Here is a 19,486-nt window from a genome sequence, read left to right as displayed (position 1 = left end):
TAATACTACCAAGTAGTAAACTTTGCCGGATTTTTTTGTCCTTGCGAGGGCGTTATGGGAGGATGAAACGATGAATTTAAGCGTAATATTGATGCTGATCAATGCGTTCTTTGCCGTAGTTATTGGCATATACTTCTGGAATCTGCTGCGCAGTCAGAAAGGAAATCGCACAGCTGTTGATCGAGAATCGCGCAAGGAGATGGATAAGCTGCGCAAGCTAAGGTCTATTTCCTTGACGAAGCCGCTAGCAGAGAAGACAAGACCTGCGATCATGAGCGATATTGTTGGGCAGAAAGATGGATTGAAGGCGCTCAAAGCTGCTTTGTGCAGTTCGAACCCGCAGCATGTGATCATCTATGGCCCACCAGGCGTAGGTAAGACGGCTGCTGCGAGAGTAGTGCTGGAGGAAGCGAAGAAGAATGCGAGCTCGCCATTTACAATGGAATCCAAGTTCACTGAAATAGATGCGACGACAGCAAGATTTGATGAACGTGGCATTGCCGACCCATTAATTGGCTCGGTTCATGATCCTATTTATCAAGGTGCTGGTGCGATGGGAGTCGCTGGGATTCCACAGCCGAAGCCGGGAGCGGTGACGAAGGCACATGGGGGCATGCTGTTTATTGATGAGATTGGTGAGCTTCATCCGATACAGATGAATAAACTGTTGAAGGTACTTGAAGATCGTAAAGTATTTTTGGAGAGCGCTTATTACAATTCGGAAGACTCGAATGTACCTTCGTATATTCACGATATTTTTCAAAATGGATTGCCTGCGGACTTCAGGCTTGTGGGAGCGACGACCCGCTCTTCCCAAGAACTCCCGCCAGCGCTTCGTTCACGTTGTATGGAAATCTACTTCAGGCCGCTGCTTCCTGATGAAATCGGAGCTATTGCAGAAAACGGGCTGAAGAAAATTGGCTTCCCGCACTCGCCAGAAGCGGTAGATATGGTGAAGAAGTACGCGACCAATGGGCGTGAGGCGGTGAATATTGTCCAACTGTCGGCTGGACTGGCGATGTCAGAAGGGCGGACATCGATTGATGCGGCTGATGTAGAATGGGTTGCCAACAGCAGCCAGATTGCTCCGCGTCCTGATCGCAAAGTTCCCGCAGAACCACAGGTTGGTCTCGTGAATGGCTTGGCTGTGTACGGTCCTAGCATGGGAGCGCTGCTGGAAATTGAAGTGAGTGCGATCCGTGTGAAGAGTGGGCACGGCAAGTATACAATTACGGGTGTTGTCGAGGAAGAAGAGCTGGGCGGTGGAAGCCGAACGCTGCGCCGCAAGAGTATGGCGAAGGGGTCTATTGAGAACGTATTGACCGTGCTTCGCAGCCTGGGACATGAGACATCCAACTTCGATTTGCACATTAACTTCCCAGGCGGATCGCCAGTAGATGGTCCATCCGCGGGCATGGCAATGGCGATAGCCATCGCATCAGCATTGAATGGATGGCCTGTGGACAATAAGCTTGCGATGACAGGTGAAATCAGTCTTCATGGGCGCATTAAGCCGGTCGGCGGCGTACTTGCGAAGGTGGAAGCGGCTTTTCAAGCAGGAGCAACTCGCGTGCTTATTCCGAAGGAGAATTGGCAGGATATCTTCGCAGGCTTGGATGGAGTGCAAGTCATACCCGTCGAACACATTGAGGAAGGCTTCCAACATGCATTCGGCAGTGAATGGAAGGGAGATGCAGAGCATAAGCCGCAACCGTTCGAACGTGCCGTGGGCACCTCGCTGCCGTTGCTGCATGCAGAAGGATCGGAGAAGAATAGCAGTTCTTCTGATGGGAGCAGCTATAGCTGATCGGCCTGTGGAAAATTGGTGTTTTACTTGAACATTTGATAAAATGTTGGATGCAATGTACTAGATAGATCATGATAGCCATGGGGGTGCCGAACGATGGGGCTTAAATCGAACAAAGACCGCCGCCTGCCTCTGCTCCCGCTACGAGGCTTGCTCGTGTACCCGAGCATGGTGTTGAACTTGGATGTGGGGCGCGATAAGTCGGTACGGGCACTTGAACATGCGATGCTGGAAGATCAATTGCTGCTGTTGTGCACGCAGTCAGAGGTCAGCATCGAGGAGCCTTCTCAGGATGATATTTTCCGTATAGGCACGATAGCGAAGGTTCGTCAAATGTTACGTCTGCCTAATAACACAATACGTGTGCTTGTTGAGGGTGTTGAGCGCGCTGAGATCGTTGAATATGTGCCTAATGAGGAGTTCTATGAGGTTCAGGTGCATGTATTGCATGAAGAGACGTCGGGTGATCCTTCAGAGACAGAAGCGCTCATGCGCATGGCATTGACCCAGTTCGAGAACTATGTGCAAATGTCGAAGAAGGTGTCGCCTGAGACACTAGCTTCCGTAACGGACATCGAAGAACCGGGGCGGATGGCGGATGTAATCGCCAGCCACTTGTCCATCAAGCTCAAAGATAAACAGGCGCTTCTGGAGACGGTGGATAGCAAAGCCCGTCTGCATAAGCTGCTTGAGCTGCTCAATAATGAGAGCGAAGTGCTGGAGATGGAGAAGAAGATTGGCCAGCGCGTGAAGAAGCAGATGGAGAAGACACAGAAGGAATACTATTTGCGTGAGCAAATGAAGGCGATCCAGAAGGAATTGGGAGATAAAGAAGGCCGCACGGGCGAGGCCGAGGAGCTGCGTGCCCAATTGAAGGAGCTCGAGGCTCCGGATAAAGTTCGTGAGAAAATCGGCAAAGAAATCGATCGATTGGAGAAAATGCCGGCTTCTTCCGCAGAAGGTTCGGTGATTCGAAACTATATCGATTGGCTGCTTCAGATTCCGTGGGCTCAGCTCTCGGAGGATGATCTGGATCTGAGCAAGGCAGAATCCATTCTGGAGGCCGATCATTATGGACTTGAGAAGCCGAAGGAACGTGTCCTTGAATATTTGGCTGTACAGCAGCTAGTCAAAGAAATGAAAGGGCCGATTCTATGCCTTGTTGGTCCGCCGGGTGTCGGGAAAACGTCGCTTGCAAGGTCAATTGCGAAATCGCTTGAACGGAAATTTGTTCGTATCTCGTTAGGTGGGGTGCGTGACGAGGCGGAGATTCGCGGTCATCGTCGTACCTATGTAGGTGCGATGCCAGGACGAATTGTTCAGGCGCTCAAAAATGCGGGCACGATGAACCCAGTAATGCTGCTTGATGAAATCGACAAGATGGCATCTGACTTCCGTGGGGATCCGGCATCTGCACTGCTGGAGGTATTGGATCCAGAACAGAATAATGCATTCAGTGATCATTTCGTTGAGCTCCCGGTCGACCTGTCCAAGGTTCTGTTCGTGACAACTGCCAATGCGGTTCACAATATACCGCGTCCGCTGCTAGATCGGATGGAACTGCTGTCCTTGTCTGGATATACGGAGCTTGAGAAGCTGGAAATCGCGAACAGGCATCTGCTTCCGAAGCAGAAGGAAGCCCATGGATTGCAGGCGAATCAGCTGACGGTTCAAGAGGACTGCCTTCTGAAAGTGATTCGTGAATATACACGTGAAGCGGGAGTTCGTCAACTGGAACAGCAATTGGCTGCGCTATGCCGCAAGGCTGCAAAGCGAATTGTATCTGAACAGGTGGAAGACATACAGATTCACGCCCAGCAATTATCCGAATATTTAGGTGTAGCTCGATATCGCTATGGTCTGGCAGAACAAGATGATCAGATAGGAACGGTGACAGGTCTTGCGTGGACCGAAGCGGGAGGGGATACGCTTAATATTGAGGTTACCGTTGTTCCTGGTTCCGGCAAGCTGCAATTGACAGGCAAGCTTGGCGATGTCATGAAGGAGTCTGCACAGGCTGCATTTAGCTACATCCGCTCGAAGGCGGCGCAGTGGGGATTGGAGCCCGACTTCCATGAGAAGCTGGATATTCATGTCCATGTCCCAGAAGGAGCGATTCCGAAGGATGGCCCTTCCGCCGGAATCACAATTGCGACGGCACTTGTATCGGCGTTCACTAATCGGTATGTATCCAAGGATGTTGCAATGACCGGTGAGATTACATTGCGCGGGAGAGTACTCCCGATTGGTGGATTGAAAGAGAAGTCGCTGGCCGCGCTTCGTGCAGGAATCAAGACGGTTCTGTTCCCGCATGACAATGAACGCGATCTAGCGGATATCCCGGATACAGTACGGCGGGAGCTGACCTTTATACCAGTAGCTCATATGGATGAAGTGCTGCAGCATGCGTTGCTGGAGGCGACTTCATCATAATGGCATAGCAACAAGACGGATGCGCGTGCAGCGCATCCGTTTTTCTTTTTGTGAAATGACGGGAATCGTGTACAATTGTACAATAGACAGAACAGAATGTAAGGTGAGGATAATCGCGTATGAAAATAACAAATGCTGAATTTATTATTAGTGCTGTTGGATCTGCACAGTATCCAGATGACGGGTTCCCGGAGATTGGTCTGGCAGGCCGATCGAATGTAGGGAAGTCATCGTTAATCAATCGCATGATTATGCGCAAGAACTTGGCGCGTACAAGCTCGCAGCCGGGAAAGACACAGCAGTTGAACTACTATCGCATTAATGACAATATGTATTTCGTGGACGTGCCGGGATACGGGTATGCAAAGGTATCGAAGACGCAGCGCGCTGCGTGGGGACGCATGATTGAAGCGTACTTCCAAGAGCGTGAGACACTTCGCCTTGTGCTGCTGGTTGTTGATTTGCGCCATGCGCCTACAGCAGACGATTGCATGATGCATGACTGGCTTACGCATTACGGCGTCCCGGTATGTGTGGTTGCGACGAAGGCTGATAAAATATCGAGAAACCATCTTCCGAAGCATGTGAAGCAAGTTCGTACCACCCTTGGGTTGTCATCGGATGCTCCGTTTGTCATGTTCTCCGCGGAGACAGGACAAGGCCGTGAAGAGTTATGGGACATTATTAACCAGCATGCAAGCGTTAATTCGTAAGCATGTTGGATAAAAAGCGGGGTAGTTCCGGCCTCAGTCCGTTTTTTTGCGAAATGCACCATAAAATGGCGGCTCATGAACAGGAATTCATATTCTCCCTGTAGTATAATAAACATGTATAAATATTATATGTTGAATACAGGTAAGGAGAGTTTTTATGGCTCGGCGGTTAGCCACAGAGTATGTGAAAGCCAGTTTACAGTTAACGGAAGCTCAATTGACCCGATTTGTGCAATCGCTCGCGAAGCAATCTATTGTGGGGCGGGTGAAAGTATTAGAAAACGGTAATCAAGAGGTGGTTCTTGAGGACGGCCAGGGTGATGAGATCATATTCCTGTTCGAGAAACAAGGCAATCGGTATGTCTGTGTAACGTCTTGCCGCTTGGTTCATCCGAAATTGACACAAGTGATGCATAAGCTTGTGGCGACATTTCGTGGCGAAGCGGTAGTCAATCGGATTTTTGCGGGATTTACAATCACTTATTATTACGCAGATGGGGCTGTTCGCAAGATTGTAGAGCAGAAGGAAGAGCCTCGCGTTATTTTCGAGCATAAGGATACGGTACAGGACTTGCATAACATGTATCGTAACGAACATGTAGAAATACGAATTGCGAGTATTAAGGAGCGCATCAACAATTTGCTCGATAAGCGCAATCGAAGCCTGTCAGCAGATGAGGTTCAAGCTGTAGATCAGCAGCTAACAGCACTGGCAAAGCAATTGTTCATCTTGGAAGCCTGAGCGGCACTTGAATATGAAAGAACTTAAGGCGTATGCCTTAAGTTCTTTTTTTGTTCTACAGCGAATATTGGGCGGGCGTACTAGACACCTATTAGAGGCTTTCGCCATATAGTAGACAGGGAAAATGGAATAGTCAGGGGATAAGTGGATAAAAAAGTGTTGCATTTATGTGAGTAAGATGTTATTTTTAATCTCGTTGAAAACAATATAGGAACCAGGATTCACTCAGGACATTGCATGTTGCGAGAGATTTTTCCCTCGGGAAGTGAATGACGTAGGTCCTAGCGGATGAAATTATTTTTTCAAACATTTTATTCCTAGGAAGGGGGAACCGAAAGATGGAATACTCAACTTTCGGAAGACATGTTGCTGTTGACACGTGGGGAGTCGACTTCGATTTGCTGAACAATGCTCAATTGCTTGAAGCACAACTGGTAGAAGCCGCTGAAGCGTGTGGTGCAACGGTCTTGTCTGTTCAATCTAAACAGTTTGACCCACAAGGGGCAACAGTTCTAGTTATGTTGTCAGAAAGTCATCTTTCAATCCACACTTATCCTGAACGTGGATTTGCAGCAATCGATTGTTACACTTGCGGAGAAACAGTAGACCCGCAGCTAGCCATTGATTACCTGGTCTCTGTGTTGAAACCGGAGAAAACGTACGCGAAGAAACTTATTCGCGGATTAGGCGAATTGCAAGTGGTTACTCCGGATATGAAAGTATCCGAATTGGTATAAACGACAATAAAGTCCCGCTCATCCTCGTGCTTGGCACAGGGTGGAGCGGGCTTTTTTTATTCTTATAGAGAGTCAACCTCATAGCTCGGTTATTTGTCCACTTGTTGCTCCATAAGCTATATACATAATCATATATAGTAGGAGAATGCTGATGAGACCTAGACGATTTCGAGGCGGTATCGTATGGATGGTTGTGTTGTTCATGCTGTTAATATGGCCTTCCATTCAAGTGTACAACTTATTCTCTCCGAAGGCAGAAGCGTCCGATCCGCTTAAAATGCTGTACGAAGTAGCTCAATTTCAAACGAACCTGTTAAAAGGATCATTGCAGGAAGCGGCGCGATATGACTCGACAGAACCACTTCAAAAATTGAAGCTTGTTGCTTATTCAGCAGCATTTGCACATGAAAGACTGGTTCGTGCGGCAGGGAAGAAGCAGCTGCCAGAGCTGCCAAGCCTAAATAAGGTTGTAGAAACCATCACATTGATGCAGTTAAATGGCGATCGCCCATTAACGGACAGTGAAAAAGAGATGATCAGCATGAGCGCTGAGGCAATGACCCGACTCTATGACAGCTATGCGCTCGTCTATAACAGCAGCGGGGGATGGATCGCATCCAAGCGTGAAGAACTGGTTAGCGCAGACAAGGATTTGAAGGAAGTGCTGGAATCTTATTTTACACCGAAGTGAACTGGCAAAAAGTACATAAAAAAAGAATGACATTGGGGCGTTGCAATGATAGTATAAGGTGCAGTTAGCCCGTACAAACTAAAATTTGACATGCATTTCATAATATTTTCAAATTACGAACGAATGTTCTTGTTGATCTATGTTATAATGATTATCATCTGAGAATGTACTAAATTTTGAAAAGCAGGTGAAATGAATGCACATCATCGTCGTCGGCATGAACTATCGTACGGCGCCCGTAGAAATTCGGGAGAAGTTTGCGGTGCCCGAAAGTGATTGGCAAGAGGCGCTGAGACAATTGAGACAGACGAAGAGCGTGCTCGAATGCGTGATGGTGTCGACATGCAATCGCACAGAACTGTATGTGGTTGTCGACAGATTGCACATGTGCGGTCACTTCATCCGCAGCTTTATGGAGACGTGGTTCGGCATTTCCAGACAGCAATTTACACCGTACCTCTATATATATGAAGATGATCAGGCTGTCGAGCATTTGTTCCGAGTCAGTTGCGGCTTGGATTCCATGGTCATCGGCGAAACGCAAATTTTAGGCCAAATCCGTAATGCCTTCTTGTTCGCGCAAAATGAAGGGGTAACCGGGACGTGGCTGAATACAGTATTTAAGCAGGCGATAACACTCGCGAAGAGAGCACATGCCGAAACAAGCATTAACGAAAATGCGGTATCGGTCAGCTATGCCGCAGTGGAGCTTGGCAAGCGAATATTCGGATCGTTCCAAGGAAAGAAGGTGCTCATTCTAGGCGCAGGCAAAATGAGCGAGCTGACTGTGAAGCACTTATATGCCAACGGGGCTGCGGAGGTAATGGTGGCAAACCGTACCCTATCTCGCGCGGAAGAGCTGGCGAAGCAGTTTAACGGCCGGGCAGGTACGCTTGATGCGGCCGAACAGATGCTGGTTGAGGCTGATATTGTGATTAGCTCAACGGGTTCGAAGGAATATGTACTGACAGCGGATGATGTGAAGCGGGCGATGAGCAGGCGCAAATCTCGGTCGCTGTTCTTCATTGACATTGCCGTGCCGCGTGACCTGGATCCGGCGATTAGTGACGTGTCGAATGTATTCTTATATGATATCGATGATCTGCAAGGTATTGTGGAGAGCAATCTGGCACGTCGCCGCAAGGAAGCGGCGAAGATCGAAGCTTTCATCGCAGATGAACTCGAGGAGCATCGTCATTGGCTCAAAATGCTGGGTGTAACTCCGATGATTCGGTCTTTACAGTCCAAAGCAGAACGTATCCATCAGGATACGCTGCAAAGCTTGTTCAATAAGCTTCCCGAGCTGTCTGAACGGGAAGAAAAATTGATACGCCGTCTGACGAAGAGCATGTTGAACCAAATGATGCACGACCCAATTAATCAAATTAAAGAGCTCGCCGCTGAGAAAAATGGGGACGAGGCATTGCGGTTATTTTCGCAAATTTTCGCACTGGAGCAGCCAGAAGCAGGTGGCAAGGAGGAGCGAGGCAAGGAACAGCCCTCATCCCAAGTCACCGTGAATCGAAATACGGAACCCGAGCGGGGGAAGTCTGTGCTGTCTTGGGCAGCCGTCACATGGTAGAGGAAGAACAGGAGGCGGCAGGCATCGATGGTTACGAATAGTTGGATTTACGATGCGATTATCTACACATACGCCCTGAGCCTTCTGTTTTATTTTTCCGATGTGGTAGGAGTCAATCGGAAAGCGAAGCGGATGGGTGCAGGGCTTCTTACTTTTGTATGGGTACTTCAGACGATCTTCTTGATTGTGAGAATGGTGAGGCATCAGGATGTACCCGTTTTTAGTAGTTTTGAATTTATGTTTTTATTTTCATGGTTCCTCGTGACCGTATCCATTGTCATTAGCAGGTTCTTTCATATCGAATTTATCGTTTTTTTCGTCAATCTTATTGGGTTTGCCTTATTGCTCGTGAACATGCTTAACGACCCGACAATGCCTGCATCGATGAAGGAATGGGAGATGATGCGCAATTTGCTCTCTTTCCATATCTCGCTTGTAGCCTTTGGTTTCGCGGCCCTGACGATTAGTGCCGTATTCGCGGGCATGTATGTATTTCTTCATCATAAGCTGAAGGCCAAGCAATGGTCTGACGCAGTGCGGCGCTTGCCTAGTCTTGAACGAATTGAACGCTTTTCGTTTCTGGCTGTCGTAATTGGCATTCCGATGATTTTACTGTCGCTTGCCGTAGCAGTTGGGGCTATTCTGCTCGACAATCGTACGGAATTGCTGATTGATTTTAAGATATGGTTTACGTTATTAGCGCTTTTATTCTATGGCTCTTATATTGTGAAACGCTCGCGTAATGATTCAACAGGATTTCGACTTTCTTTGTTGAATTTAGGATGTTATGCGGTAATGATGCTCAATTTCGCATTGAATTCATTGTCGACATTTCATCGCTGGATTGGAGTGTAGCGAATGGGAGATTCCCCTCTGTATCCGATTATGCTGAAGCTTGTTGGCAAGCCATGTACGGTGATTGGCGGCGGCAAGGTAGCTGCGCGCAAGGTTCGTCACTTGCTGGCGAGTGGTGCTGAAGTGAAAGTGGTCAGTCCCGTATTGACTGCAGAGCTTTGGCACTTTGTCCATGAAGGTAGCATTGTTCATATCGCAAGAGAGTATGAAGAGGGGGACGCCATTGGAGCGCTGCTTGTGTTTGCTGCGACAGATCACTGTGAAGTGAATGAGCGAGTAGCTGAGGAAGCGAGGCGCCGTGGGGCGCTCATCAATATTGCTCATAGTCCGGAACAGAGTGACTTCGCCAATCCTGGGACGGTGCAGCACGGAGATGTTCATCTCGCTGTATCAACTGGCGGCGCTAGTCCAACCTTGACGAGAAGCATATTAGCCAAGCTGTCCAAGTTAATGGACGATGAGTTGGCGCAAGTAGCGGAGATGCTGCTGCACGCACGCAAGGCTTCGCATGATGTGCTGCCAGACACGGTAGATCGCCAGCGAGCAATGCGGCACTATGCAGAAGAATGCTGGCGGGCCTATGAATGTAATGTCACACTTCCCAAATGGGAGGACTGGGTCATGGCGTGGCTCGCAAATATCAATAAATGAATGAATACTATAGGCAAGCAGGAGGGGAACTAGATGCGTACTATCATTGTTGGGACAAGGCAGAGCGCCTTGGCATTGACGCAGACCGGGCATGTGATTGCGGCGTTGGAGACCATTTGCAAAGAGAACAACCTTCCGTTCCGATTCGAAATTAAGAAGATCGTAACGAAAGGAGATCGCATCCTGGACGTCACCTTGTCCAAGGTTGGCGGCAAAGGGTTGTTCGTGAAGGAGATTGAACAAGCGTTAATGGATAAGGAAGTGGATATCGCGGTTCACAGCATGAAGGACATGCCTTGGGAACTTCAGGATGGACTGACGGTTGGCGCTGTGCCCAAGCGGGAAGATCCAAGAGATTGCTTGATTATGAAGTCTGGCACCTCGATTGAGGATTTGCCTATAGGTGCGAAGGTAGGCACGAGCAGCCTGCGCAGAGCTTGTCAATTGCAGGCGCATAGACCGGATTTGCAGATCGAGCCATTGCGCGGCAATATTGATACACGGTTAAAGAAGCTAGAGACGGAAGGATTCGATGCAATCGTTCTTGCTGCAGCAGGACTTCATCGGATGGGATGGCAGGATCGTATCACATCCTATTTGCCGACAGAACTGTGTCTCCCAGCGGTAGGGCAAGGGGCATTGGGGATTGAATGCCGTGCAGATGATGAGGAAGTATTGTCGCTGCTTACGCGTTATCACGATGTAGATACTGCTCGTACCGTTCAGGCGGAGCGGGCTTTTTTAGGCCGCTTGAATGGCGGGTGCCAAGTGCCGATCGGAGCGTATGCAGAGCTTCATAAAGCAGATGACACGATACGCTTAACAGGTCTTGTTGGATCTGCGGAAGAGAATATGATTTTGAGTGACACAATGGAAGGTGGACAACCAGAGGAACTTGGCATTGCAGTTGCTGAGCGGCTGCTGGACCGAGGAGCGGAACAAATGCTATCCCAATTAAGGGGCTGATATGAATGGAACGGCATTCCTCTGAAATAGGTATTGTCTATCTGGTAGGCGCTGGGCCAGGTGATGTGGGATTGATTACGGTCAAAGGCATGAATTGTTTGCAGGAAGCAGATGTTGTTGTCTATGATCGTCTCTCTAGCCCTCAATTGCTCAGATATATGAAGCAAGGCGCTCGCAAAATCTATGTAGGCAAGCTGCCTGATCGACATGCGATGAAGCAGGCGGATATTAACCAACTGCTTGCTGATTTAGCTCAGGAAGGAAACAAGGTTGTTCGCTTAAAGGGGGGCGATCCTTGTGTGTTCGGTAGAGTGGGAGAAGAAGTAGCTGTACTGAAGCAGCATGGAGTTCCGTATGAGATCGTTCCGGGTGTCACCTCCGCTGTTGGGGTTCCTGCGTATGCGGGCATCCCTGTGACTCACAGGGACTACGCATCTTCCTTTTGTGTAGTGACTGGTCATGAGAACCCGGACAAGCTGGATGAGTTCATCGAGTGGGAGCAGATGACCCAATCTGCTGGAACTTTGCTGTTCCTTATGGGTATCGGCAAGCTGCGTGTAATAGCCGAACGATTGATGAGTCACGGGCGGGCAGCGGATACGCCTGTTGCATTAGTGCGCTGGGGAACAAGGGCTGAGCAGCGCACGCTCGTAGGGACTCTAGCGACGATTGCGGATGAGGCAGAGCGTGCTCGCTTCGAGTCGCCGGCAGTCATTGTTGTGGGGGATGTCGTGAAGCTGCGAGAACAGCTAGCTTGGGCAGAGGAGCGCCCGCTGTTCGGTAAGAGAGTACTTGTCACGAGGAGTCGTTCGCAGGCTAGCGAGCTTGTTAAGCCCATTGAACAGCTTGGAGGGGAGACGTATGAATATCCCGTCATTGAGATGCGGGCGCCTGTCTCTCATGGGAAACAGCAAGCGATTCATCAGGCTTTTATCCATGCACAGCAATATCAATGGCTAGTTCTGACGAGTGTGAATGGCGTCAAGTATTGGTTCCAACACTTGCAGGAGCAAGGACAGGATATTCGCCAATGGGCGAATGTACGAATCGTAACGGTAGGCCCCAAGACTGCTGAAGCGCTTCGCGAATATGGAGTGCAGCCAGATGTATCTGCTGCTCAGTATAGCCAAGAAGGGGTATGGGATGCCCTTCGTCCATTAATCTCGCCAGAAGAACGCGTGCTTCTTGCGCGGGGTGATCTGGCGCGCCCTTGGCTGAAGGAGATGCTGCAGCAGCATGGCCTGCTTGTGGATGAGGTCGATTTGTACGAGACTGTGCTGCCTGAGTACGATGATCCTTATTTAGTGGAATTGCTGGAAGAGAACGCGATTCATCTGATTACGTTTACAAGTTCCTCGACGGTTACGAACCTGATCGCCGCACTCGGACGCATGGGGGTTCCTGACCCTGTAGCGAAGCTGAGTGGCGCTCAAGTGGTGTGCATCGGGGAGATTACAGCGCGCACGGCGCGTGATGCAGGCTTGCAGGTTGCTGCAGTCGCAGAACGATCTACCATTAGCAGTATGGTGGACGAAATGTGCAGACTTAGCAGTGCTGACAAGGCGCATATACACATTCAAGGAGGTTGCTAACATGGTATTTCCAACTACAAGATTACGCCGCCTACGGAAGACGGCAGCTCTCCGCAATATGGTTCGCGAGACTGTATTGACAGTCAATGACTTGATTATGCCTATATTTGTGACGCATGGTACAGGGATTAAGGAAGAGATTAGCTCCATGCCGGGAGTTTATCATTTCTCCCTTGACCGTATGGATGAAGAAATAGACGAAATTGCTCAGTTGGGTATACCAGCTATTGTGCTGTTTGGTGTCCCAGCTTCGAAGGATGCTGTCGGAAGCTCTGCATTCGCCGCGGATGGAATCGTCCAACAAGCGACAAGACGAATTAAGGCGGCTCACCCTGACCTGCTTATTATTGCGGATACATGTCTATGCCAATATACCGATCATGGGCATTGTGGAATGGTTCATGTGCATGAAGTGAATGGATGCGAGGTAGGCGAGATTGATAATGACGAGTCGCTCGAGTACTTAGTGCGTACGGCGGTGTCTCAAGCAGAAGCGGGGGCTGATATTATAGCGCCATCCAATATGATGGATGGATTCGTGCATGCGATTCGTGCAGGTCTTGATGAGGCAGGTTATCATGATGTGCCGATCATGTCCTATTCGGTGAAGTATGCATCGGCATTCTATGGTCCATTCCGAGATGCGGCTCATTCCGCGCCTCAATTCGGTGATCGCAAGACTTATCAGATGGATCCTGCCAATGTGCGCGAAGCAATTCGTGAAGCAGAAGAGGACGTTCTGGAAGGCGCGGACATGCTTATGGTGAAGCCAGCCATGGCATACATGGATGTTATCCGTGTGATGAAGGATCAATTCGATTTGCCGCTAGTGGCTTACAATGTGAGCGGCGAGTATTCCATGGTGAAGGCAGCGAGCAAGCTTGGATGGGTTGATGAACGCGCTATTGTGAGCGAACTGCTGCTTGGTCTGAAGCGCGCGGGAACAGATATGATTATTACGTATCATGCGAAGGATGCTGCACGTTGGCTGTCTGAGCGAGCGTAACAATTGTTGCAGTGGGGCTTGATTAAAAGAAGCGACTTCTGTATAAATAGCAAACTCCCCGTGGCAAAGTTCGTTGAATGTGCCGACGGGGAGCTTGTCTACCCGATGTATGGAGCTAGCTAACGTAAGGACTCTGGAACAGTCGGGATACGTCCAGCGTGTATTCGGTCGGCTGCAGCGTCAGGATACGCTGATGCTCGAGATCACGAATCACTTGTTCTAATACGTTCCGATGTACGCCAGCAAGACCTGACATGGCATCAGCGTCGAAGGCGGCACGGATGTAGATTTTATCTCCGCGGCGCTCGCCTTGTTGCTGAGCGATGCGAACGATGTTCTTTACGATGCGGCTTGGTGCATCTAAGAACGTTAAGTCATAGACATATCCGTTCGTCGAGCGCAGTCGACCGCATAGTTGAATCATAACCTGCTTCGCAATATCGTAGTGGGCGCGCAGCAGTAAGTGGAAGCTCTCGGATGTGACGGTAAAGAGAACCGTATCCTCTAATGTCTCTGCTGTTGCAGAACGCGGCTTGCCATCAATAAGCGCAAGTTCACCGAAGTTGTCGCCGCTCTGAAAGACAGAGAGGATCTTCTGCTGGCCTTTCTTGTTGGATGTGTATACTTTGACGGCACCGCGAAATACGATGCAGAATGTGTGCCCTGGATCTCCCTGCTGGAACAAGATCGTATGTGGGGCATACTCCCGGCGGGATGTGATGGACGATACGATTTCCAGCTGTTCATCAGTCAAATCAGAGAACAGTGGGACGCGTTTGAGCAATTCAATCATGACTTTCCCCTCTTTGCCAAGCCGATTTTTTATTAGTGTAACATAGAACAGAGGAATAAATAAGAAGGAGCAACCAACATGTCTGAAAAAAAATCTGGCCGTGTAGACACACGTTCGCAGGCAGCATTTGCAGAAGCAAAGAAATACATACCTGGCGGTGTGAACAGCCCTGTACGCGCATTCAAATCCGTCGGTCTGACACCTGCTTATATTGAACGGGCGGAAGGATCCCGGCTGTATGATATCGATGGCAATGTATTCGTAGATTATGTATGCTCATGGGGGCCGCTAATTATGGGTCATGCGCATCCCGAAGTCGTGCGTGCGATCCAAGAGACGGCAGCGAAGGGGACAAGCTTCGGTGCGCCTACGGAGATCGAGACGGCTATGGCGAAACTGGTATGTGAGCGTGTACCTTCCGTAGACATCGTTCGTATGGTGAATTCCGGAACGGAAGCGACGATGAGTGCAATCCGATTGGCGCGCGGTATTACGAAGCGGAGTAAGATTGTGAAATTCGAGGGCTCCTACCATGGTCATGGAGACAGCCTGCTCATCAAGGCTGGTTCGGGTGTAGCGACATTGGGACTACCAGACAGCCCGGGGGTGCCTGAAGGGGTTGCCAGCAATACGATTGCGGTTCCGTATAATGATCTGGAAGCAGTGAAGCTGGCCTTTGATCGATATGGCGAAGATATTGCCTGTGTCATTGTAGAGCCGGTTGCGGGCAATATGGGGGTTGTACCACCTCAGGAAGGGTTCTTGGAAGGCCTGCGGCATTTGACGGAGCAATATGGAAGTCTGCTTATTTTCGATGAGGTTATGACAGGATTCCGTGTGGGCTACAGCTGTGCGCAAGGGTTGTTTGGCGTCACACCGGACTTGACTTGCTTCGGCAAAGTTATCGGCGGTGGACTGCCAGTAGGTGCATACGGAGGCAAACGCGAGTACATGGAGCAAATTGCACCGAGTGGCCCGATCTATCAAGCAGGTACGCTTAGCGGCAACCCGCTGGCGATGGCTGCCGGTTATACGACATTGTCTTTGCTTACGCCGGAGGTGTATGCGGAATTGGATCGTAAGGGTGCCAAGCTTGAGGCAGGCTTTATCCGCAATGCGCAAGAACTGGGAGTGCCGTGTACAATCAACCGTGTTGGCTCGATGGTATGCCCGTTCTTTACGAATGAGCCGGTAACGAATTTTGATACGGCTCGCACGTCCAATCAAGAGCTGTTCCGTACGTACTTTAAGCATCTACTCGATGAAGGGGTTAATGTAGCGCCTTCGCAATTCGAGGGGATGTTTGTGTCGGCGGCTCATACCGATGAGGACATTGAATTTACAATTCAAGCCAACTATGCTGCGCTAAAGAAATCAATCTAAGTATATGCAGGCTTGAATATAGGATGGTATGGTCAATCTATACACATAAATAGGACGAATACGAGCCCGGCGATTCCGCGTTAGAAGTGGAGTGCCGGGCTTTGAAATGGATAGGAACGGAGGAGATGCGTCGTGACACGATATTGGAGACGCCAAGGAGAATGGATAGAATTCATGCCCGGCAAAGCTTCGCTTCAAGATGAACAATCTACACTGGCATGGCTGATTAGCGAGCTACGTTTGCCAAAAAAATTCGTTCATAGAATGAATCATGCGGGAGATATTCGCACTGCAGGAGATAGGCTGCGTGTGAAATGGTTTGTTGCTGAAGCGGATGCTTATGAGCCCGCTGACGCACCTGCCGAGGTGCTGTATGAAGATGATGCTTGCTTGGTTGTATATAAGCCTGCAGGTATGGCGGTTCATCCAACGACACCGGAGCAGGATAAGAGGCGGGATAGTCTTGCCCATGCTGTGGCATGCCACTATCTATGGACGGGGCAGGCTTCCAAGGTGCTGCATATACATCGCTTAGATGTTGATACAACCGGGCCGGTGCTGTACGCGAAGCAGCCTTGTACACAAGTGATTCTGGATGAGATGATGCGCGAGAAGAAGATTGAGCGCATCTATCATGCGATTGTTCAGGGAACGCTGACGCCGGCTTCTGGAACGGTAGATGCGCCAATAGGGAAGGATCGTCATCATCGCGGCAAATATCGGGTAAGCGATAGTGGAGCTCCTGCGATTACCCACTATGAAACACTGCGGCCCGGCTCAGAACTGTCCCTCGTGCGCCTAACGCTGGAGACGGGTCGGACACATCAAATTCGGGTGCATATGAGTGCGAAGGGGCATCCGCTTGCGGGAGATACGCAATATGGGGGCGATGGCAAGCTCATTAGCAGACAAGCGCTTCATGGGGAGAGTTTGCGCTTCATCCATCCGCTGTCAGGAGAACAGATTGTTGTAGACGCCCCGTGGCCTGAGGACATGTTGCGCTTGCGGCAAAAAATATAGTCATGCTCCTCTCTTTCCTCCCATATAGATGAAGTAGTGATACGAGTCTGACTTTGCGACTGTAGCTTAACATCGTTGCCATATCGCATGTACGCTGGTCACAAGGGAAGATGGCATATGAACTGCGGGAGGAGGAGCGGTCTGTGAGCGAAGAATCATATGGATTGCGCTTTGATATTTATGAACGTGTGCACTTGTCCGACGAAGTAGTCGGCATTGATCAATTGGAAGAAGTGGAGTTGACACCGCACATTCAGGTCATTCCTGCTGGTGACCAGGTGACAGTGCGTGGCAGCTTGCTGCTGGCTGGGGCATATGTAGGTGCTGATGAACTGCGCAGCAGTCATTCGCTTGAGCATTGGATCCCTGTTGAAATCACACTCCCCTTAAATCGGGTGCGCAGCTTGGATGATATTTCGGTCGATATTGAGCACTTCGATGTAGACCTTTTATCAACACGTACATTAAATATTACAGGAATTTTATCGCTGCGCGGCATCTCAATGGAAAGTATAGAGCCTGCGGCTTGGGAGCCGGAGCAATTTACAGTTGTACATCAAACGGAGCTCGAGCACGATGGGGAAGAGCCAGCGTGGCTGCGTGACTACGGTACATATACACCGGCGTTCACGAAATCAGCAGAGCATGGGACTGAAGAAGTTGCAACTGAATCGGAAGTTGCGACTGAATCGAAAGTAGAAACAGAAGCTGATTATAGAGATTTCAGTCCTGTTAGGGCTTCGGAGGAACAGGAGCAAGAAGAACAAACAGAAGAACAAACAGAAGAACAGGCAGAGGAACAGATGGAGGATCAGGCAGAAGAAGAGTTGGAAGAGAACTTCGATCGAGCTGCTGAAGACGTGGAGGTTCGCAAATTCGAAGGGGAGAGGCTGCTGCCTGCACAAACCAATCATGATGCATTTGATGGAGATTCTCCCCAATCTGAACGTATTCCGCTCACATGGAGTGGTTCTCAGTGGGCTAGAGAGACGCGAGATGAGGAGGAGCGGTTAGAGGTTCAGAGTGCCGAGGGGCAAGGCGAAGCAGGGCGAGCGCCGGGCAGAGCAAGTGCTGCCACGGATAGCGCAGAACACGAGCCAGCAGCGAAAATGACTCAGTTGGAGTCTCATTCACCGACCCTCTCGAATGAAGCAAATACGAATGAGCCTGTTGCGAGAAAGGAAAACGTGCAATCCATCGAAGTAGATGCAGCTGTTCAATCAGAGGGTGAAGGTGAATCGCTCGCCTCGAATCAGGAAGTGGAGCGGGACGATATTGAAGCAGCTACTCCATTGAATGAGCCGGAGGATGTTCCAGCAACTTCCAAGCAAGAGATGAAGATTGCAATCGGCAAGTCGAAAGCGAGTGAGCCGGAAGCAGCGGAACCAGTTGGATTCAGTTCGTTGCTGCAGAAGAAGCGGGAGTCTCAAGAACTGGAACGTATCCAGAAGGAAGAAGAGGCAGCGCAGCTAGCAGCAAAGAATGAGGAGACAACTGGTGAGGAAGTAAAGTGGCAGTCGCTATTCCTGCAGCGTATTGATGATGAGCGGGCTTTCAAGAAGGTGCGCTTGTGTATTGTGCAGCGTTCTGAAACACTCGATACAATTGCTGACCGCTATTGCATGAACTCGAGAGAAATTGCGCTCTACAACCGCTTAGCGGAATCGGATATATCCGAAGGGCAAGTTCTGTATATTCCCACCTCGTAACGATATCTCCACTTCCTAATAGATAGGCAAGAAACCCGTATGGCTCAATGAGCGACGGGTTTCTTTGTGTCTGCATGCAGTTGTACAAGAGTACAAGCTTCAATATACATCCCACAAAAATCCAATGAAGATGAGGAATAATACAAATAGCAAAAATACGTCAAATGCTGTTGGCAGAAGCAGCGTGCGAACAAATTGCAAGCAAATGATGGGGAAAAGAACCCCTTTAATGGAACCTCGAACACGACACCACCACCGTTCCATGTAAAACACCTCCTATAGTACATGTTATGAAAAATGAAAAACAGGATATGACTAATAGTGCGAGTTCAAAAAGGCCGGTTTTCAGCACCGAAGCTTATGCTTCCGATGTGCGTTTTTTCAAAACGCCTCAGTTGGATGAAGCTAGGGCCTGAGGAGCGGAGCGTACGTTTTGGGTACATGAGCACCTGAGATGTTTCCGCAGGAAACATACTTCGTAAGCATCTGCTTAGGCCCGGCTGAATTCAAGATTTGATGCCGAGTCCACTTCATGATTTACTTCGTGATCAAAAGCGGACTTTTTGAACATCCTCTAATAGGGAAAGCATTTGTCGGTATCCTTTTGTGCTTGGTCTATTGACTCGCTCGGTATGCGAAGGTACAATATATCGTAAATGTTATTGTTTATTTTTATAAAGATCTGATTGAAAGACTATGAACAGGATTAGTAAGCGATTGGCCCCTTACAGAGAGCAGAGCGACACGGTGCAACGCCTGCAGGATTGTCCCGCGCTGAAGTCACCTGGGAGTTGCCCTTTTGAACG

General features: G+C 49.5%; 17 protein-coding genes and 1 other annotated feature (1 of these 18 cut by a window edge). Of the genes, 15 read left to right on the top strand and 2 right to left on the bottom strand.

What is annotated here, in order from left to right:
* The first annotated feature begins 70 nt into the window (after positions 1-70).
* From lonB to hemB, 12 genes are all read left to right on the top strand, one after another.
* On the top strand, positions 71-1,807 hold the full coding sequence (gene lonB / locus M3661_RS26500) for an ATP-dependent protease LonB (protein ID WP_065292021.1): 1,737 nt from the start codon (positions 71-73) through the stop codon (positions 1,805-1,807).
* Positions 1,808-1,903: 96 nt separating this feature from the next.
* A complete protein-coding gene (gene lon, locus M3661_RS26495; protein WP_174808179.1) occupies positions 1,904-4,240 on the top strand; it encodes an endopeptidase La in 2,337 nt (778 codons plus the stop codon).
* A gap of 119 nt (positions 4,241-4,359) precedes the next feature.
* Positions 4,360-4,953 (top strand): ribosome biogenesis GTP-binding protein YihA/YsxC, encoded by a 594-nt coding sequence (gene yihA / locus M3661_RS26490; protein ID WP_021252330.1) that lies wholly within the window; start codon positions 4,360-4,362, stop codon positions 4,951-4,953.
* A 157-nt stretch (positions 4,954-5,110) separates the two neighbouring features.
* Positions 5,111-5,695: a non-ribosomal peptide synthetase module gene (locus M3661_RS26485; protein ID WP_065292023.1), complete on the top strand. Its 585-nt coding sequence runs from the start codon at positions 5,111-5,113 to the stop codon at positions 5,693-5,695.
* Positions 5,696-6,033: 338 nt separating this feature from the next.
* Complete coding sequence (speD, locus tag M3661_RS26480; RefSeq protein WP_021252328.1) at positions 6,034-6,432, top strand: adenosylmethionine decarboxylase; 399 nt, start codon at positions 6,034-6,036, stop codon at positions 6,430-6,432.
* 151 nt (positions 6,433-6,583) lie between these two features.
* Complete coding sequence (locus M3661_RS26475; RefSeq protein ID WP_065292024.1) at positions 6,584-7,123, top strand: S-adenosylmethionine decarboxylase; 540 nt, start codon at positions 6,584-6,586, stop codon at positions 7,121-7,123.
* Between the two features lie 196 nt (positions 7,124-7,319).
* Positions 7,320-8,705, top strand: coding sequence for a glutamyl-tRNA reductase (gene hemA / locus M3661_RS26470; protein WP_174811270.1), 1,386 nt, complete (start codon positions 7,320-7,322; stop codon positions 8,703-8,705).
* A 27-nt stretch (positions 8,706-8,732) separates the two neighbouring features.
* Positions 8,733-9,560: a cytochrome c biogenesis protein CcsA gene (gene ccsA / locus M3661_RS26465; RefSeq protein ID WP_021252325.1), complete on the top strand. Its 828-nt coding sequence runs from the start codon at positions 8,733-8,735 to the stop codon at positions 9,558-9,560.
* 3 nt (positions 9,561-9,563) lie between these two features.
* Positions 9,564-10,211, top strand: coding sequence for a precorrin-2 dehydrogenase/sirohydrochlorin ferrochelatase family protein (locus M3661_RS26460; protein WP_251489969.1), 648 nt, complete (start codon positions 9,564-9,566; stop codon positions 10,209-10,211).
* Positions 10,212-10,244: 33 nt separating this feature from the next.
* A complete protein-coding gene (hemC, locus tag M3661_RS26455; RefSeq protein ID WP_251489967.1) occupies positions 10,245-11,177 on the top strand; it encodes a hydroxymethylbilane synthase in 933 nt (310 codons plus the stop codon).
* A gap of 5 nt (positions 11,178-11,182) precedes the next feature.
* Positions 11,183-12,769, top strand: a complete 1,587-nt coding sequence (cobA, locus tag M3661_RS26450) for a uroporphyrinogen-III C-methyltransferase (protein WP_251489965.1) — start codon at positions 11,183-11,185, stop codon at positions 12,767-12,769.
* A 1-nt stretch (position 12,770) separates the two neighbouring features.
* Positions 12,771-13,775, top strand: a complete 1,005-nt coding sequence (gene hemB / locus M3661_RS26445) for a porphobilinogen synthase (protein ID WP_065292030.1) — start codon at positions 12,771-12,773, stop codon at positions 13,773-13,775.
* 115 nt (positions 13,776-13,890) lie between these two features.
* Here the strand turns inward: hemB and M3661_RS26440 are convergent, their stop codons facing one another.
* Positions 13,891-14,568, bottom strand: coding sequence for a Crp/Fnr family transcriptional regulator (locus tag M3661_RS26440; protein WP_021252320.1), 678 nt, complete (start codon positions 14,566-14,568; stop codon positions 13,891-13,893).
* Positions 14,569-14,646: 78 nt separating this feature from the next.
* On the opposite strand from M3661_RS26440, the gene hemL reads away from it, so the two are divergent.
* From hemL to M3661_RS26425, 3 genes are all read left to right on the top strand, one after another.
* Positions 14,647-15,951: a glutamate-1-semialdehyde 2,1-aminomutase gene (gene hemL, locus M3661_RS26435; RefSeq protein ID WP_072731586.1), complete on the top strand. Its 1,305-nt coding sequence runs from the start codon at positions 14,647-14,649 to the stop codon at positions 15,949-15,951.
* 132 nt (positions 15,952-16,083) lie between these two features.
* Entirely contained in the window at positions 16,084-16,971 is an 888-nt protein-coding gene (locus M3661_RS26430; protein ID WP_251489963.1) for an RluA family pseudouridine synthase, read from the top strand.
* Positions 16,972-17,114: 143 nt separating this feature from the next.
* Positions 17,115-18,680: a LysM peptidoglycan-binding domain-containing protein gene (locus M3661_RS26425; protein ID WP_251489961.1), complete on the top strand. Its 1,566-nt coding sequence runs from the start codon at positions 17,115-17,117 to the stop codon at positions 18,678-18,680.
* A 99-nt stretch (positions 18,681-18,779) separates the two neighbouring features.
* On the opposite strand, the gene M3661_RS26420 is transcribed toward M3661_RS26425, so the two are convergent.
* On the bottom strand, positions 18,780-18,944 hold the full coding sequence (locus tag M3661_RS26420) for a hypothetical protein (protein ID WP_162833933.1): 165 nt from the start codon (positions 18,942-18,944) through the stop codon (positions 18,780-18,782).
* 423 nt (positions 18,945-19,367) lie between these two features.
* Positions 19,368-19,486, top strand: a binding site (T-box leader); it runs 174 nt beyond the window's last position.

The organism is Paenibacillus sp. MER 180, from assembly GCF_023713665.1.
Lineage (GTDB): Bacteria > Bacillota > Bacilli > Paenibacillales > Paenibacillaceae > Paenibacillus_B > Paenibacillus_B suaedae.
The sequence above is the reverse complement of the archived record's forward strand: the minus strand, read 5'-3'. Positions and strand labels throughout refer to the sequence as shown.

What these genes read in the sequence shown, in the direction of transcription:
- lonB (WP_065292021.1), top strand. Translation starts at nt 71, where the DNA reads ATGAATTTAAGCGTAATATTGATGCTGATCAATGCGTTCTTTGCCGTA.
- lon (WP_174808179.1), top strand. Translation starts at nt 1,904, where the DNA reads ATGGGGCTTAAATCGAACAAAGACCGCCGCCTGCCTCTGCTCCCGCTA.
- yihA (WP_021252330.1), top strand. Translation starts at nt 4,360, where the DNA reads ATGAAAATAACAAATGCTGAATTTATTATTAGTGCTGTTGGATCTGCA.
- M3661_RS26485 (WP_065292023.1), top strand. Translation starts at nt 5,111, where the DNA reads ATGGCTCGGCGGTTAGCCACAGAGTATGTGAAAGCCAGTTTACAGTTA.
- speD (WP_021252328.1), top strand. Translation starts at nt 6,034, where the DNA reads ATGGAATACTCAACTTTCGGAAGACATGTTGCTGTTGACACGTGGGGA.
- M3661_RS26475 (WP_065292024.1), top strand. Translation starts at nt 6,584, where the DNA reads ATGAGACCTAGACGATTTCGAGGCGGTATCGTATGGATGGTTGTGTTG.
- hemA (WP_174811270.1), top strand. Translation starts at nt 7,320, where the DNA reads ATGCACATCATCGTCGTCGGCATGAACTATCGTACGGCGCCCGTAGAA.
- ccsA (WP_021252325.1), top strand. Translation starts at nt 8,733, where the DNA reads ATGGTTACGAATAGTTGGATTTACGATGCGATTATCTACACATACGCC.
- M3661_RS26460 (WP_251489969.1), top strand. Translation starts at nt 9,564, where the DNA reads ATGGGAGATTCCCCTCTGTATCCGATTATGCTGAAGCTTGTTGGCAAG.
- hemC (WP_251489967.1), top strand. Translation starts at nt 10,245, where the DNA reads ATGCGTACTATCATTGTTGGGACAAGGCAGAGCGCCTTGGCATTGACG.
- cobA (WP_251489965.1), top strand. Translation starts at nt 11,183, where the DNA reads ATGGAACGGCATTCCTCTGAAATAGGTATTGTCTATCTGGTAGGCGCT.
- hemB (WP_065292030.1), top strand. Translation starts at nt 12,771, where the DNA reads ATGGTATTTCCAACTACAAGATTACGCCGCCTACGGAAGACGGCAGCT.
- M3661_RS26440 (WP_021252320.1), bottom strand. Translation starts at nt 14,568, where the DNA reads ATGATTGAATTGCTCAAACGCGTCCCACTGTTCTCTGATTTGACTGAT.
- hemL (WP_072731586.1), top strand. Translation starts at nt 14,647, where the DNA reads ATGTCTGAAAAAAAATCTGGCCGTGTAGACACACGTTCGCAGGCAGCA.
- M3661_RS26420 (WP_162833933.1), bottom strand. Translation starts at nt 18,944, where the DNA reads ATGGAACGGTGGTGGTGTCGTGTTCGAGGTTCCATTAAAGGGGTTCTT.